Origin of the sequence: Pseudoalteromonas sp. SG41-5 (assembly GCF_014164495.1) — a bacterium.
Taxonomy (GTDB): Bacteria; Pseudomonadota; Gammaproteobacteria; order Enterobacterales; family Alteromonadaceae; genus Pseudoalteromonas; species Pseudoalteromonas rhizosphaerae.
Map to the genome: position 1 here is coordinate 12,396 of NZ_JACJFH010000065.1, position 15,917 is coordinate 28,312.

Genomic DNA, 15,917 nt, shown 5'->3' on the forward strand with positions numbered 1-15,917 from the left:
CCTTATTGGGTGACTGTAACAGCGGCATCTTTGAGTATTAACTCACTGGAGGCGGCGGCTTGAGGTTGGTTTTGTGCAGCTTGCGGAAGAGTCACTTCACGACTTTTACGATCTACTTCTTTCACTACAGGATCAGTCATGCTGCCAGTCACTTTAAAATTAATCTCAGAAATAACGCGCGCAGAGTGGAGTACTTTATCTATCGCCAATGCTGCAAGCCCAGTTACCGGATTGACCATCCACGCGACAATCACCGGAATACTTGAGGTCACTTGTGGTGCAACCGCTAAATCGTAATCAATTTCCATGGTATTGAGGTTAGTATGGCCTTTAACCGTCAGATCGGCAGGTACTCCATCCATTTTCGTATCTTGCGTGTAAGCGATGCCTTTATCTACCTGCATGGTACCTTGCAGACTGTTATAAAAAAAACCTTTCGAAAATACATCTCTAAAATCGAGTTTTAACTTACGCACTAATGAATCCAGGCTCAGCAACGAAAATACCCTTGCGCCGCCATCGCTTACCTCAGCTAAATGCCCTTCGCCTAAACGCCAATCTAAATTACCGTTGAGGCTGGCAATATCAAATAAATAAGGCGCATCTTGCCACGCAAGCGTAAATTTAATATCTGCGGGTGAATCTTTAACTGTGGTGGTTATATCAAATTCATCAAATAGTTCACCAATGTCATCACTTTGCATATTACCGCTAAATTGACTTATGCCATCTTGCCAATGCCCTTTAGCACGTAACACATGCTCGCCTTTATCAACCACCAGCTCAGATATGGTGAGCTTATGACCATCGCCATAAAGCGATGCGCTGACTTTATCTAATTGATAGCTTGCCACTTTACAATCAGCACACTCAAATTCAATGGCCGGTATGTCACTCAACCAAGTGTAATCTTGAGATGTTTCAGATGGCTGTAATTCGTCTGTTGTTGGGGTAAAGTTAACACGTAAATAATCACTGGCAATATGAATCGGCCGACTTGATTTATCTAGCGGAATAAGTACTTGCGAGCGTAATTCTTTGGCGTTTAGCCGTAAGCTCATGTCACTTGGGGTCGGCGCTAAACGCATTTCAAAATCATTAAATGCAATATCACCAATGGTTAATTGCTGAATGTTACCCACCACTTCTTTTAATGGCGGTAGTACGCTCTGCTCAGCTGATTCTATTTGACTGATGGTGATGATCTGCTGGATCAAGCCAAGCCAAGGTAATAGATCTGTTTGCTCTAAATCAATTGCAACACTTAAGTCTTGCTGGTTTAAACCCAGATCATGCTCGCCTAAAATAAACTGTGCATTGGTTAGTTTGCCAACGTTATTCGCTAAGATGCCATTAAAATATAAGTTGTTATTAATATTAGCGGTGATCAAATTAGAAATATTATCACCTTGAATAACAGCCGTTAGCGGCCATACTTGATCGGCACTTTTAGTGTATGGTGCGGGCAGCTCACTACTGAGCCCTTCGAGTTGTGAGCTGACATTAGCGCGATAATCAAAGCCGTCCGTTAAAAAGTTTAGAGCAAGATTAATAGCCACTTCACTTTCACCATGCAAGTAACCTTTTAGTAAGTCTTGACCATGAGAAATTAACGTATCAGCATTTAACTGTACTTTTATATCAACGTCAGCACGATAGTTTGGGCCAATATTTTTACCATTAAAGTTAACTTTCAGCGGCATTCCTAACCAACTTGCGTTAGCATTTTCTAAAGTGATCTGATCATCATTAAAATAGAGCTGACCTGTAACACCTTCAAGCTGAAGCCCAGGTTGTGCTAAATACACTGGCAGATCTTTTAAATTAATCATGCCTTTAGCTGTTACATCTAACTCATTTAAATCAACAAGTAGCTCAATATCAGCGCTGGCAGCGCCGTTACCTTGGATCACCTCAAATACATTTGCTAGTGGCTCAGCAATTGGCGTTGCTTTAAAAAACGGCAGTAATGTTTCCATCTCAGCACGTTTATTAATTTTTACGCTCAGTAAATCTGCGTTCATTAGATCTGCAATACTGACATGCACGGCATCATCGATCGCTAAGTTAACAAGCCGCCCATGCTCAGAGTAAATATCCATACGCTGATTTTCAAAATGTAATTTTGCACTCGCTTGAGTTACTGCAGGCCAATCAGGGGCAAATTGATAATTGGCGTTATCTACCTGCGCTAATACTTCAAACTGTCCTGAATTATCAGCAAACGGAAAGCCCGTTAATGGCCCAGAAAACAGCACTTGTGTTTGCGTAAGTTCACCACCTTTAATAGCCCCAGTTAAGTAATCAACTAAATTTTTAGTCATCACAGGGCGTGGGAAATAATGGCTGGCAACACTGGCATCTGGTGCAAATGCTTCTGCATATAAATCAAGCCGAGGCTGTTCGTCTAAGCTAAGCTTCATTTCGGCTGCAACAGTGACCTCATCATTATCAAGCCACATATTATCACTGCTGATCTGCCAACCTTGCTCACTATTGGCTAAATCAATTTGCATATTCAGTTGGTTATATTTGATTGGCTGGCTAAAAGTATCAGCGGTAAGTAACTCGCTATTTTCGCCAAACAGATTAATACGACCACGATCTTGATTTAACAAACCATCGACAAGTAAGCCCTGCACACCGGGCACACCTTGCTCTGCAAGCCAGCCCAATTGCTGGGCTTCAAACCATAATTGCCATTGCTGTGTTGATGTAAATTGCACATAAGCGCGCTTAACTTGACCACTGGGTTGACGACTTAACAGCGGCTCTAATTCAGCAAAATCACTTAACTGGGCTAACCTTGTAACCAAATCAAAATCGAGTTCTTGCAACCAAATTTGTTGTTGCTTGTTATCCAGCTGTGCTTCAAATTGAAAGTCAGGCCAATGCTGTTGATCGTTTGAGAGCCGCACCCCTGAACTTTTTAACCGCCAACCTTGCTGCCAAGGGTAAAGGCTAAAACCCCCTTCACTTAAACTAAATTGATGACTTTTTGTATCTTGCTGCCAATTAATAAAGCTTGGCAACCATTTAACTGTGACATCTTTGATCAGGCCTTTTTCAATACTCAACCATGATTCTAAGTTAATGTCAGAATTGAGCTGCTCTTTACTAGCATTAATATACTGAGCCAGCCATTTCGACACATCAACATTATTTGCTTGCACATAAATATCACCCAGCATGGTTTCTAGCGTCGATCCGGTTAATGCCAAGCGAGCATCAAATGTACCCACTGAAATCCCGGGCAATGCTAAAGTACCACTAGCTAAGTGTTGTTCGTATTGATTTTGCCAAACGATGTCTTCAAGCATCACCCGACGCTCTTTGCCATCTGCCAAGATAAAATTAAGACTACTATTTTCAACCGCAAAATGACCGGTTTTACCTAAGAATAAGCCTTCAATCAGCTCTTTTTGTTCAAACGATACCTCACTGCTGTTTGACTGCAACATAGTCGGCATATCAACATCAGCATGGAAACCGTTGATCACAAAGTAGTTAGATTTTAACTGTCGTGTTTTGATGGTTTCCCAGACGTTTAATTCAAGGCTAGCTTTAGCGATAGTCAGTGCGATGGGTGAGCTTTTATTATCTTCAAAGGTGATATCTTCCAAGACAATAGAAGGGCCTTGGCCATGCCAGCTGGCAGAAATAGCCCCAATTGATAAATTAACCGCAAACTTATCATATAGATAACTTTCAAGGTCACCTTTATAGTCATTGGCATACGGCAGGGTATATTTTAAAACCGAAACAACAACGGCAAGCAGTACCAGCGTTATGGCGAACACTTGCCATAACTTACGGATACAAAAAAAACAGACCGTCTTTGCTTTCATTACATCATAACCACATCAAACTGCTCTTGACTGTAGAGGCTTTCGGTTTGAATGCTCACTTGCTTACCAATAAATAACTCTAGTTCTGCAAGATTATGATACTCGTCATTAAGTAATGCCTCACTTACCGCGGGAGCTGCATAAACCATAAATTTATCAGCCGCGTAAGCACGGTTTACTCGAACAATTTCACGCAGTATTTCATAGCATACGGTTTCAACGGTTTTTTGTGAACCGCGCCCAGAGCAGGCCGGACATACATCACATAAAATATGCTCAAGACTTTCTCGAGTACGTTTGCGGGTCATTTCCACTAAGCCTAATGCCGATAAACCATTAATATTTGATTTAACGCGATCTTTACCCAGTGCAGACTCAAGTGAATGCAATACCCTGCGCTTATGCTCTTCGCTAACCATGTCAATAAAGTCAATAATGATAATACCGCCCAAGTTACGCAACCTAAGCTGACGGGCAATCGCAGAAGTAGCTTCTACGTTGGTGTTAAAAATAGTTTCTTCGAGATTTCGATGGCCAACAAAGGCACCGGTATTAACATCGACCGTGGTCATCGCTTCGGTTTGGTCGATAATTAAATAGCCACCTGACTTTAACGTCACTTTACGATGTAAGGCTTTTTGTATTTCACTTTCAACATCAAACAAATCAAAAATTGGTCGCTCGCCTGGATAATACTCTAAAGCATCGGAAAGAATTGGTACAAACTCTGCGGTAAAGCTTTTTAGCTCTTCATAGGTTAGCTTTGAGTCAACCCGAATACGCTCCATATCTTCCCCTACGTAATCTCGTAGAGTTCGAAATGCTAAGGTTAAATCTTCATGCAAAATACTTTCTTTGCTGGTTTTTTTACGTTTAGTGACGATTTTTTTCCATAGTTTTTTTAAAAACTCGGCATCGTGACGCAACTCAGCTTCGCTGGCACCTTCAGCTGCAGTACGAACTATAAAGCTGCCGTCTTCATCGCCATACTCACCTACAATGCTTTTCAATCGCGCGCGTTCTTCTTCGGTTTCTATACGCTGACTCACACCAACATGAGTGGCATCTGGCATAAACACTAAATAACGAGAAGGGATGGTGATGTCAGTTGTTAAACGTGCGCCTTTAGTACCCAGTGGATCTTTTACCACTTGCACCATAATGTATTGACCTTGGCGCACTAACTCGCGAATATCTTGTACTTTTTTAATTGGTTGCTCGTCAACACCTTCAACAATAGAGGCGCTATTTACAATATCAGACGCGTGTAAAAAAGCCGCTTTATCTAAACCAATATCAACAAACGCAGCTTGCATACCCGGTAATACTCGGCTTATTTTACCTAAATAAATATTGCCGACGATACCTAAATTGCCAATACGCTCTAGTTGAATTTCTTGTAATACACCGTTTTCAATCAGGGCAACACGGCTTTCACTCGGGGTGACGTTGATCAGTAATTCTATACTCATGTTACCTACTTAGGAATTCGCTTAATAATTTTTCGCATTCATATAAAGGTAAGCCTACTACCGCAAAATAGCTACCGGAAATATTAGTAACAAAGCGCCCACCGAGTCCTTGTATACCATAGCCACCGGCTTTGTCTTGTGGTTCACCAGTTTGCCAATATGCTGCTAATTCTTGTTCTGAGAGTGTTTTAAAACTCACTTGCGTGGTTACTACACAACTCATGACCTTGTGTTCAGTAGCAAATGCAATTGCCGTTAACACTTGATGACTGCGCCCAGATAAACGTTTTAGGGTTGCCATAAAGTCAGTTTTATCACGGGGTTTACCTAGTGACTGATTATCTATGACCACTACGGTATCACTGCCGAGTACGGGGCGATCTGTATACCCCATAGCAACACCGGTTTGAGCTTTTAGACGCGCTAAACGCTCAACAAGTTCAAGGGGAGTTTCGTCTGCTAGCTGGCTTTCATCAGCATCAACACTAAATTGTGAAAATTCGATACCAAGTTGAGTTAGTAATTCTTTGCGCCGAGGAGAAGCTGACGCTAAATAAATGGCAGTTTGCATTACCTGATCCTGAAATGACGGCGATATTTACGTAGCAATAAGAAAATCCAAGGCCAACTTAACATGCCAGTCACGACCGGCCATAAATACTGCGGGTTGAAATAAACGTCCATTAAAAAGTGATTAAGCCAAAATTGCATTAAGTGATATAGGGTTAAAAATAAGCCCACAAGTATCGCTTGCTGCCAAATTGAAAAATTACGAATTTTTTGAAAGTTACTTGCGGTTACAAAAATACAAATTGAGTAAGTGAGTGAATTAATTCCCAGCGGTGACCCTGTGGCTAAATCAATCAGCAAGCCAACTACCCAAGCCGTACCAATATTTAATCGATGTGGAACAGCTAAAGACCAGTACATTAATACTAATAACACCCAGTCAGGGCGAAAGGGTTCAAACGAAAAAGGCAATGGCATCAAAGCCATGATCAACGCAAAGAAAATACTCACGGTGATCAATAAGAAGTAACGACTATTCATTGCTGATAGTTTCCTGCTGATTACGCCATAAGATCACTAATAAGCGAATACGATCTAACTGAGCTATCGGCTCGGCGTATACTTGAGCAAACGGGCGGCCCTCATCGCGATTAATTTCAGTTACCACCGCAACCGGGTAGCCCTCAGGAAAAGTGCCTCCAAGTCCTGATGTCACTAGCACATCACCAATCCGTACATCTAAACTATGGGGTACATGGGAGAGTTTAACTAAATTAATTTTACCAATCCCTTCAACCACGGTACGCACATCATTACGTAAAATACGTACTGGTGTGGCATGGGTTGTGTCGGTCATCAGTAACACCCGAGACGTCGTTGAGCCTACTTTGGTAAGTTGTCCGACGACCCCCATCTCATCAATCACCGCTTGGCCTTCACTGATGCCATCTATCGTGCCACGATTGATCACCACTTGATGGCTATAAGGATTTGAATGAACAGAGAGAACTTGAGCAATAATTTTACGATTTGACTGCTTAGCAGAAGAACCAAGTAACGCGCGTAGCTTTTGATTTTCTTTGTTTAAGAATTGATATTGCTGAAGCTGTTCACTTTGTAGTAATTGTTTTTTCTTGAGGGCTTCGTTTTCAGTTAATAATTGATCGCGCGTGTGTAAGCTTTTAGCCCCGAGGCTAAATACTTCATAAGGTAAATTGGCTAAATACAATAACGGACTAACTAAGGTGTTTAAACTAGTGCGTACTGTGGTGCCACCTTGCGTATAACGATCGCCTACGATCAACACGATACTCAAAAGCACTGCGACAAAAAGTCGCAGCTGCAAAGAAATGGCACGCCCGAACATTAACTTCATTAGTCGTAACTAAATACATCACCACCATGCATATCAATCATCTCAAGTGCCTTACCGCCGCCACGCGCAACGCACGTTAATGGATCATCAGCAACCACAACAGGAATGCCGGTCTCTTCCATTAATAAACGGTCTAAATCTTTAAGTAATGCACCACCACCTGTTAATACCATGCCTTTGGCTGATATATCTGACGCCAGCTCTGGTGGCGATTGCTCAAGGGCAACCATTACCGCACTAACAATCCCCATTAATGGCTCTTGCAAGGCTTCTAATATTTCATGTGAATTAAGCGTAAATGAACGCGGAACACCTTCGGCAAGGTTACGGCCACGTACTTCAATCTCAATTGGCTCATCTGTTTTAAACGCAGAACCAATTTGATGTTTAATGTTTTCAGCCGTTGCTTCACCAATTAAACTACCAAAATTACGACGTACATAGTTGATAATTGCTTCATCAAACTTATCCCCACCAATACGTACAGATGATGAGTACACCACGCCGTTTAGTGAAATAATTGCAACTTCAGTGGTTCCACCACCGATATCTACAACCATTGAACCTGTTGCTTCTGATACCGGTAAACCGGCACCGATTGCCGCAGCCATTGGCTCTTCAATTAAATAAACTTCACGCGCACCTGCGCCCATAGCCGATTCACGAATTGCGCGTTTTTCTACTTGCGTAGCACCGCACGGTACGCAAATAAGCACACGCGGACTTGGACGTAAAAAGTTATTGTTATGCACTTGCTTGATAAAGTGTTGCAACATCTTTTCAGTTACATAAAAATCAGCAATTACACCGTCTTTCATTGGTCGAATGGCTTTGATATTACCAGGCGTTCGACCTAGCATTTGCTTTGCTTCAGTCCCTACTGAGGCAACACTTTTAGGACCACCAGCGCGTTCTTGGCGGATCGCAACTACAGATGGTTCATTAAGGACAATGCCTTCGTCTTTAACATAAATGAGGGTGTTGGCTGTACCCAAGTCGATCGATAGATCGTTTGAAAAAATACCACGGAGCTTTTTAAACATGAGGCTGGATGACCTTTGAAAAACGTTCTTATATTAGCTTATGCAACTTTACCATGCTGAATCAGTTCGGCAATAAAAAGTGCAGCTACCTTTGTTAATTGGGTAAAAAAGGAAGCAACGCTTCCTTTTTAAATTAATTTTATCGTTCGCGTACTAGACGAAAACCGATATAGTTTGCACGAAAGTCTGGCGCTAAAATCAAACGAGTTGAAGCACGAGCTAAACTAGGTGCAAAATTCCACGCACCACCTCGGACAGTAACATCCGCTTGTTCAGCTGACTTATGAGTCCATTCCCATACATTTCCTACCGTGTCGTAGAGACCAAACGCATTAGGTGCAAAGGAGCCAGTTGGCGATGCACTTTTATTTGACCACTCACTACCACACCATCCACAATTGGCTAAATTTTTACCTATTTCATTACCCCACGGGTATTCAGTTTTAGTACCAGCGCGTGCTGCATACTCCCACTCAACCTCATTAGGTAACCGGTATTGTTGACCTGTTTGACCAGACAACCAATCAGCGTATGCTTTCGCATCGTTGTAGGTTAAGCACACGGCAGGAAAATCACTGCCTTGCTCAAAACCTGGATTACGCCAGTTTAAATTTGCTTCCCAGACTGGTTCGCCATTTAAATAATAGGCGCAACCACGATTACGCTCAGCTTCAGTTTTATAATTAGTGTTGCTGACGAACTTTTGATAAGCACCGACTGTCACTTCTTTATTTTGCATCGCAAATGAGTTTGCAATGGTTTTTTCAACAACTGGACGCTCATTTGCAAGTCCATTACCATTGATATCACCCATTTCAAACTTACCTGCGGGAATGACTACCACGTCAGCAGCTGCGGCATTGCCTATAGCTGTACTGGTTACTGATGTCGTATTACGTTGCTCACTGGTGTATGTCGGTGCAGCAATCGACTCAGGCTTTTTTACCAACTTAGCATGAATCGTCTGCGGCTTTCGTAAATCAACACGCACGCGATAAGGTTTATAACCCTGCTTGCGAACTTCAACATCATGAATACCACTTGGTAAAGTCGTTGCTAAACGTGTTGAACCAAAACTTACGCCATCAATAAACACTTCGTCATCGTATACGTTTGAACGCAGTGTAAATTCAATCATTTTATTACTATCAACGACTTGTGTATTAACCGTTGGCATTGGTTTGACTGAATAATCACGTATTGGTTGTTCACTCAAGCGTGACACCGAAACGTTGGCATTATCCTGACCATCACTGAATGTTAACTGACTATCAGTAAAAGTAGTGTCATACCGAGTTTGATAGGTTGCCGTTAGCGGCGTGCCGTACTCTGAACAATAGCGATTATCAACACTCAATAAATTACATAAGCGGCTGCTATTCACATCACCGCGCATAGTGACGCTTAAGTTAACGTTATAATTGCCTTGACCGCTAAAAGCACTATTAACTACATGGCTACTTAAAACCTGTACTTGTGCACCAGCCATATTACGTTTGGGTTCAACTAGGCGCTCTTCAGTTAAGTTAGCAAAAATTTGGTCTACAAAACGCTTGGTTGCTTTTTGTAAGCCCATTTGCTGGCCTCGTTGCTCACAGGCTGCCAATGTTTCTGTTCGTTTACAGTTGATAGTGTGATTAACTTCTAGCGTCCCTTCGCGGGTAAACTCATTGCGTAAGCGCTCAACTCGGGCTGTTGTTAATTGTTCTTTTAAGCTTTCGAGTGTATTTAACTGAGTATGTTTTGCTACGCGAATTTGTTCAATGTCTTTGCGGTGGGATGCAATTGCCGCCAACTGCATCGCGATATCGTCTTTATTTTGCTTATGATCAACCACAGCTTGCTGATATCGCGCCTGTGCAGCACTTATATCAATAGTGGGATCATCAATTAAACGACGATACATTTCATTCATGGCATCAAGTGCTTGATTTTTTTCTTTGTCCAGCTCAGTCGAACGAGTGCGTAATAAATCAAGTTGACTTTGTAACTGACTTTCTTCTTTTAAATGTTTTTCAAGTATCTGTGTAGCGTTATCGTATTCAGCTTGTTTAATACTGATCTCAGATTCAATTCCAGTAACTGTGGCTGTATCTTGTGCAAATGCACTCGATGCAAACAAGCTAGCTGAAATTAACAGAGATAAAGGAGCAATTCGCATATATTCCATTCCCAAAAAGCGGCAATTATTTGGTCATTATTTATTTTTTATAATTAAACTCTTATGCTATGTACTTGCAAGGCAAAACACAAGCTTTGTTCAAAAATTATCTGAGTTTATACCTAATTAGCCTCAAGATGCGAGCTTCAGTTGGAATTAAAAGTGATTTAAGCTAGGCATTAGTTGCAAATGATGGCTGTTCCCTTGTTAAGATCAGCCCCCTGTAAAAGTAACCTAATATAAATTAGCTTTTAACCAGCCCATAAAGCGCTTTATAGGAACCAACTTTGTGAAACATTAAGCTCTGAATTTTAAGCTGGTTTGACATACAGTTATTACCGTACTTCACGCCAGTAAATAACACGATCATTTCCTCTAAAACGGCCAAATTGTAAAATTCCTTGCGGATTTAACTGACTTGCGTCTCCTTGCCAATCCCACTCAAGCCAATTTTCTGTATCGTACTCAAGTGTAAAAATACCTGCGCCTTTAGGCTCAGCATAGATACCATTACTCGCTGGGTAAATGCCTTGTTCGAGTTGACCACTTCTTCCACTGCCATAAATATAACTGAGCTCAGGCGTGCTAGGAGTGATTTGTGTTATTTGTGGGTGTGCAAAGACAGTGCAATTATTATTAGTATCAAGTACAAACTCGCTGCCATTAAAATACTGCGCCTGCATAGGCACAAGTAAATTATCTAAATCAGACCCTGCATTATCACCCAGCACTAAGCGGCCAAAGCGAAAACTAATAGGCGTATCGTTAAGCACAACACTATTACAGCTGCTGTTTGCTGCGCAGTCGGTTGCTAAATTAGGATTATCGTCGGCAGCTGTTAATACAGCCCCTTCAATTCCCGTCACAGTTGCCATCAAATTTACACTTTCAAATGGGCCATCGGGATCATTAAAGCCGCGTCGAGCTAAAATAGTATCGCTATCACTTATAGTAAAAAGTCCTGCTAGGGCTGCGGTACTGCCCCACTGGCTAGCCTCTAAGTTTTGCAATCTAGGAGTTAAACTACTACCCGAGACATAATTTCCTACTTCACTGTTCTCTGCATTAATGCTTACCGTTGAATTAACAAACCCGCCTATATAGTTTTTCATTACTTGGTTATTTTGATTAAGCGCCTGAACAGTAAACCCTAACGTAAACGGTTCACTCAAATAAGTGCTATTGCTGCCATAACGGGTGCACTGTGCATTGGCTTGAATATTTTGTACCGCATATTGCGAAGGCGCAAAACGACCAACACGAGTAATCGCTCCGCGCACATCACCGGCCCCCAAATAGTCGGCATCTTTGAGCCCCGCAACTAAATCAATAATACCAACTTGGTCGTAGCTATAACTTGATATTGATTCACTTAAGTTACCGGTATCTGCAAACGCAACTAAATTTTCTTCTTGTAACGTACCCAGCACACCCGCTGTTGGCAAATAAACGCTGGGTTGCACATCCGGTTGCTCACCAATAAAGTGCTTAGCGACTGGATTACTTGAAATAGCACTGTAATTATCTGGGTAGCCATCATTATTGGTGTCTTGGTTATCAAGCCATTGCACCGCATTCATTTTTAGCGAAAATGACTCGCCGGTTAGTTTAAATAAACTGCCGCTGGCATCATTAGCTTGCGCACTGGTATCAGCAAAGTTCATTGCTAAACCAAAGGGCTTAACCACAAATTCATTTGAGCTACCCGTTAAATTCACCGATAAATTAGTCACGGGATCGAGCACTAAGTTTAATTTTGCATTCAAACTCAGTTTGCCAGCATCGGGATAATTAATCACAATCGGTGCTTTTGAATCACTATCAAACTTTAAAGGCACTGTTTGATAACTTTGACCAATGCTATGGGTTGTGCTGTTATTTGTTAGAGCAAGATTATCGATGCACGTAGAGCCTGCACTGCAGCTATAGGCTAAATCTATAGCCACCTCTCCACCAGCAGGAAAAGCAGCTTCGCACACTCCGGTTGTGGTATTCGTTTTCACAGCTTGGATTGCTAATTGTGATGCATTGAACCCGGTGTTTGACGGTTTACCTGATAATTGGTTTAAAATTGATGTGGTGTTATTAGTCTCATCGCTAAAAATAAACCCCGCGTCTGAAAAAGTAACCTTACAACCACCTAAGCCCACATTTGTACCACCAATATAACAACGTAGCGGCGCTGATGGGTCTGCAACATTATAACCAAATTGCACTTGCCCTGTAGTACGCTTAGCGAACTGTAAATCTGTAATGCCAGTAAAAGTTATCACCTCACCCGTCACCCAACTTTGTTGAGTACTATTATTTGGTGATAAATCTAAAGTGGATACTTCATCATAAATTATATCGCATGCATCATTAGCACAAGCAGTTAGCGTTAGTTCTTTGGCTTCGCAGGTAAGGCCTTTATTATCACTCATTGATAATCGGTAATGATCCAATAAAACCGGCGTATTAATACCACAAAAACCAGGAATGTTATTTGGTACTGCAGTACCAGTAAAGGATGAACTTTCTTCAGCAATTATCTCCGTGCCTGAGGTGATCATGCCAGTATAATGAGCTTCTTGTGCAATGCGTACTTCACCTGTTGCCACTAAAAAAGCTGAAAAATCGACTGCGGCACCAATCGACACCGCACCATCTACATAAATCGCTAAATACGCCCCATTTTCTATTGTAATTTTAGTATTCGCCACAGTTAAAAATGACGTCGACAGTAACGTAGTAGAGTTTTGTAAAAAAATACGTGTGGGTGCGGTTACTCTATACTCAGGCGCAATCATGGTCATTTGTAACTCATCAAAAAAATAGTCACCACCGAGTGTTGTAGGAATTGCACTACCCGATGAGCCATCATTGGCCACTGTTGGTACTTGTGAAGCTTGTCCTGCAGTTAACGCATTTTCACCTTTTGCAGCGCAAGGCTGACCATTACAAAGAGGGATATTAGTTAATGCCGTTGAAATATAGTTTGTGGTCGTAAGCATATTCGCGTTGTTATCGGTGACTGTCACTCCTTGGACTAACTGAATTTGGCCATTGTTATAGGTTGCAATCGCACCGGGGAATAATGTGTCACAACTTAGAACATCGCCATTTGACACAAACGTACTGGTCATAGCTAAGATAGAGGCTTCTTCGTCTGGGTGCCTACGCTCATTGTCTCCATCACGGTCTTCATCAACAACTATTCCCAAACGCGTACGAGTCAAATTGCAACTTCGTAGCCAACCACCATCTTCGCCCACTCGGCTATTTTTACTTGCAACAACCAATGGAGCAGTAGCAAAATTATTTGAGAAATAAAAATAGTTACAACCGTCACTCCAACCATCGACATTGTAACCAGTAAAAAAGCTCTCCCATAAAACTTCTACCTGATTATCATCAACAAAGGTACGATTGTTGCCAGGCTCAACAACTAAATAAGCCACTTTTTCACTATTTATTAAGCCACTTCGTGTCTCTGAGGCTTCTAGCGCAATATTAACCCCCGAAGTTGTTAGCGAGTTAGTTTCTACGGCAATCGTTAAAAATGGTCGTAATGCATCTGTAGGTGGATTGCTTTCCAAACTATTAATGGTTTGTAGAGAGTGAAAAAAGTTCGGCCTAACAGCAAAAGGTTGAGCAAAATTTATTGCCTGATAACTTTTAGGCAAAACGTAGTTAGACTTAGGACCATATTGAATCTCTAATTGGATATCTGTACTGCCAACCTCCATTATTGTGCCATCTGGAAATTCATGAACACCGTACTCGACCGCTAAGTAATGTGCTCCCATAGTAATATGCTCACCGTCTTCCCCGGTAGGTTCCAAAGGTAGAGCTTCAAATCCGGTTGTTGTTACATTACGAATTCGTACAATCGCAGGGTTACCCCCTTGATTAGTTGATAGCATAAACACCGCGGGAGGTGTTTCGTACTCTTGTTGAAAGTTTATCTTGGTCCAAATCGGTGAGACATAAGTGTCTTGCAACTCAATAAAGCGCCCTTCAATTTTAGGAACTACAGCAATGCTGTTAGCACTAAAGATCATTATGATTATGAAGATGAATAACTTATATATCATGGCAAAGTCTTCGCTTCGACAGAGAGTGTACGCTGAGTTTGCCAGTAGTCTTTACGACATGCTTCGCCGATAGCACAACTACTTGGCGAGCATGTGGCACGGCTTTGTAAATAAAAAACATTCACCGAGCCTGCGCTATTACTGCTATCAGGTACATTCAAGTATTGCTGACAAGTTATCGTTACTGTGCAGTTCTCTAAATACTGAGTTTGAAAAACAGGGGAGGTAGTTACTGCTGCACAGTTTAGTGCTGGACTATTAAGTGGAAATATTTCAGTTAGCCCGCTTTCTAACCCACTTTGTGCAGCTAAATAAGCGCGAGAGCCATAATACTCGATCACATTTTGCTGCGAAGATGCCGATAAAATCCTGACTAAAGCCAAGCCAAGTACTAGCATCACAACAATGATCACCAAAGTGACAATCAGTAGGTTACCACCTTGATAAGCTTTATTTATAACCGTTCTTTTTATTCGTAGGCTAAGGTACATTGGGTATATGCACCTCATGATTAAACATCATAGCTTCATTATCATTAAACGCCATAATCGCGTGAATGTTCAGCACTGCATTACGAGTTAATGCAATATCCCCAATTCTAAAAAATGCATTATTTACTAGGTTATTTTCTATATGGAGCGCTAATAGATCACGTTTAACGCCTGTTGTAGCCTGTAGCTCAACTGCATCCAGCTGGGAGCTATTGAAGCCATAATCTTGATAACGATAAAGCTGTGTCCCTTCTACACAAAAACTAACAGGCGTCGCCAGTAAGTAAATTCGTTTTGCTGGTGACTCTTGTGCAAATGCTTGCTCAAATTGCCATTGATCTAACTCACTGTATGAAGATGATACGAAATTAGTTAATTGCAGACGTTTATTATTACTTACGTCGTAGACTTCTGCTGGATCTAATGGATAAATACTGGCCCAATCGCCAAGACTTGGTTGAGTTAAGTCATTTAATTCAAAATCTACTGCCGTAACAATAAAGGGAGCAGTGTTAGGTAAGTAGCCAGTGTAATGGGTAGCTGATTGAAAAGGCGTAAACTCAAGGCATTGGCTCAAACCACAGTTATTTTCACAGCTTAAACGTAAAGAGTTTGGCATCGCATGGCGTAGCTCTTTTGCTAAACGTGTCAACATAAAGCGTGCTTGTGCTACAGCCTCTTGGCGCTCCACCCCTTGACTATAAATATTAAACCCAGAGTTAATAAAAGCAAAAGAAGTAACAGCCAATATCCCCAAAATAACCATAACAAGCAGAAGCTCTATTAAAGTAAATGCAGACTGTTTTAGGTATTTGCTCATCAATAGTTACCTTTGTATGCGCTAAAACCATACTCTTCGCCATTAGGGCTACTTATAATTACCGTGACACGCTTTGCAAGTACACCATCGTTTGCTGTCGCGCTATTAAAGTCACTGTCAT

Annotated in this window: 10 protein-coding genes; all 10 read right to left on the reverse strand. The window is 41.6% G+C overall.

All coding sequences use genetic code 11. The features are described from left to right. Nucleotides 1-2 precede the first annotated feature (2 nt). Nucleotides 3-3,848, reverse strand: coding sequence for a YhdP family protein (locus tag H5232_RS15790; RefSeq protein WP_182831171.1), 3,846 nt, complete (start codon nucleotides 3,846-3,848; stop codon nucleotides 3-5). Next, nucleotides 3,848-5,320 (reverse strand): ribonuclease G, encoded by a 1,473-nt coding sequence (gene rng, locus H5232_RS15795; RefSeq protein WP_149982651.1) that lies wholly within the window; start codon nucleotides 5,318-5,320, stop codon nucleotides 3,848-3,850. The genes H5232_RS15790 and rng overlap by 1 nt, the downstream gene beginning before the upstream one ends. A 1-nt stretch (nucleotide 5,321) precedes the next feature. Then, nucleotides 5,322-5,891 carry a nucleoside triphosphate pyrophosphatase gene (locus tag H5232_RS15800; RefSeq protein ID WP_145238593.1) on the reverse strand — a complete coding sequence of 190 codons (570 nt, stop codon included), beginning with the start codon at nucleotides 5,889-5,891 and terminating at the stop codon, nucleotides 5,322-5,324. Continuing rightward, nucleotides 5,891-6,370: a rod shape-determining protein MreD gene (mreD, locus tag H5232_RS15805; protein WP_145238590.1), complete on the reverse strand. Its 480-nt coding sequence runs from the start codon at nucleotides 6,368-6,370 to the stop codon at nucleotides 5,891-5,893. The genes H5232_RS15800 and mreD overlap by 1 nt, the downstream gene beginning before the upstream one ends. Then, complete coding sequence (gene mreC, locus H5232_RS15810) at nucleotides 6,363-7,205, reverse strand: rod shape-determining protein MreC (RefSeq protein ID WP_182717725.1); 843 nt, start codon at nucleotides 7,203-7,205, stop codon at nucleotides 6,363-6,365. Before mreC ends, mreD begins: the two co-directional genes overlap by 8 nt. After that, a complete protein-coding gene (locus tag H5232_RS15815) occupies nucleotides 7,205-8,248 on the reverse strand; it encodes a rod shape-determining protein (protein ID WP_145238587.1) in 1,044 nt (347 codons plus the stop codon). Before H5232_RS15815 ends, mreC begins: the two co-directional genes overlap by 1 nt. Nucleotides 8,249-8,387: 139 nt before the next feature. Next, entirely contained in the window at nucleotides 8,388-10,409 is a 2,022-nt protein-coding gene (locus H5232_RS15820; protein ID WP_182831172.1) for a formylglycine-generating enzyme family protein, read from the reverse strand. 335 nt (nucleotides 10,410-10,744) lie between these two features. Continuing rightward, the gene (locus H5232_RS15825) at nucleotides 10,745-14,485 is read right to left on the reverse strand and encodes an H-type lectin domain-containing protein (RefSeq protein WP_182760717.1); all 3,741 of its coding nucleotides are present in this window, start codon (nucleotides 14,483-14,485) and stop codon (nucleotides 10,745-10,747) included. Beyond that, nucleotides 14,482-14,976, reverse strand: a complete 495-nt coding sequence (locus H5232_RS15830; RefSeq protein WP_182797534.1) for a pilus assembly PilX N-terminal domain-containing protein — start codon at nucleotides 14,974-14,976, stop codon at nucleotides 14,482-14,484. Before H5232_RS15830 ends, H5232_RS15825 begins: the two co-directional genes overlap by 4 nt. Next, a complete protein-coding gene (locus H5232_RS15835; protein WP_182797533.1) occupies nucleotides 14,966-15,796 on the reverse strand; it encodes a type II secretion system protein J in 831 nt (276 codons plus the stop codon). The genes H5232_RS15830 and H5232_RS15835 overlap by 11 nt, the downstream gene beginning before the upstream one ends. Between the last annotated feature and the right edge of the window lie 121 nt (nucleotides 15,797-15,917).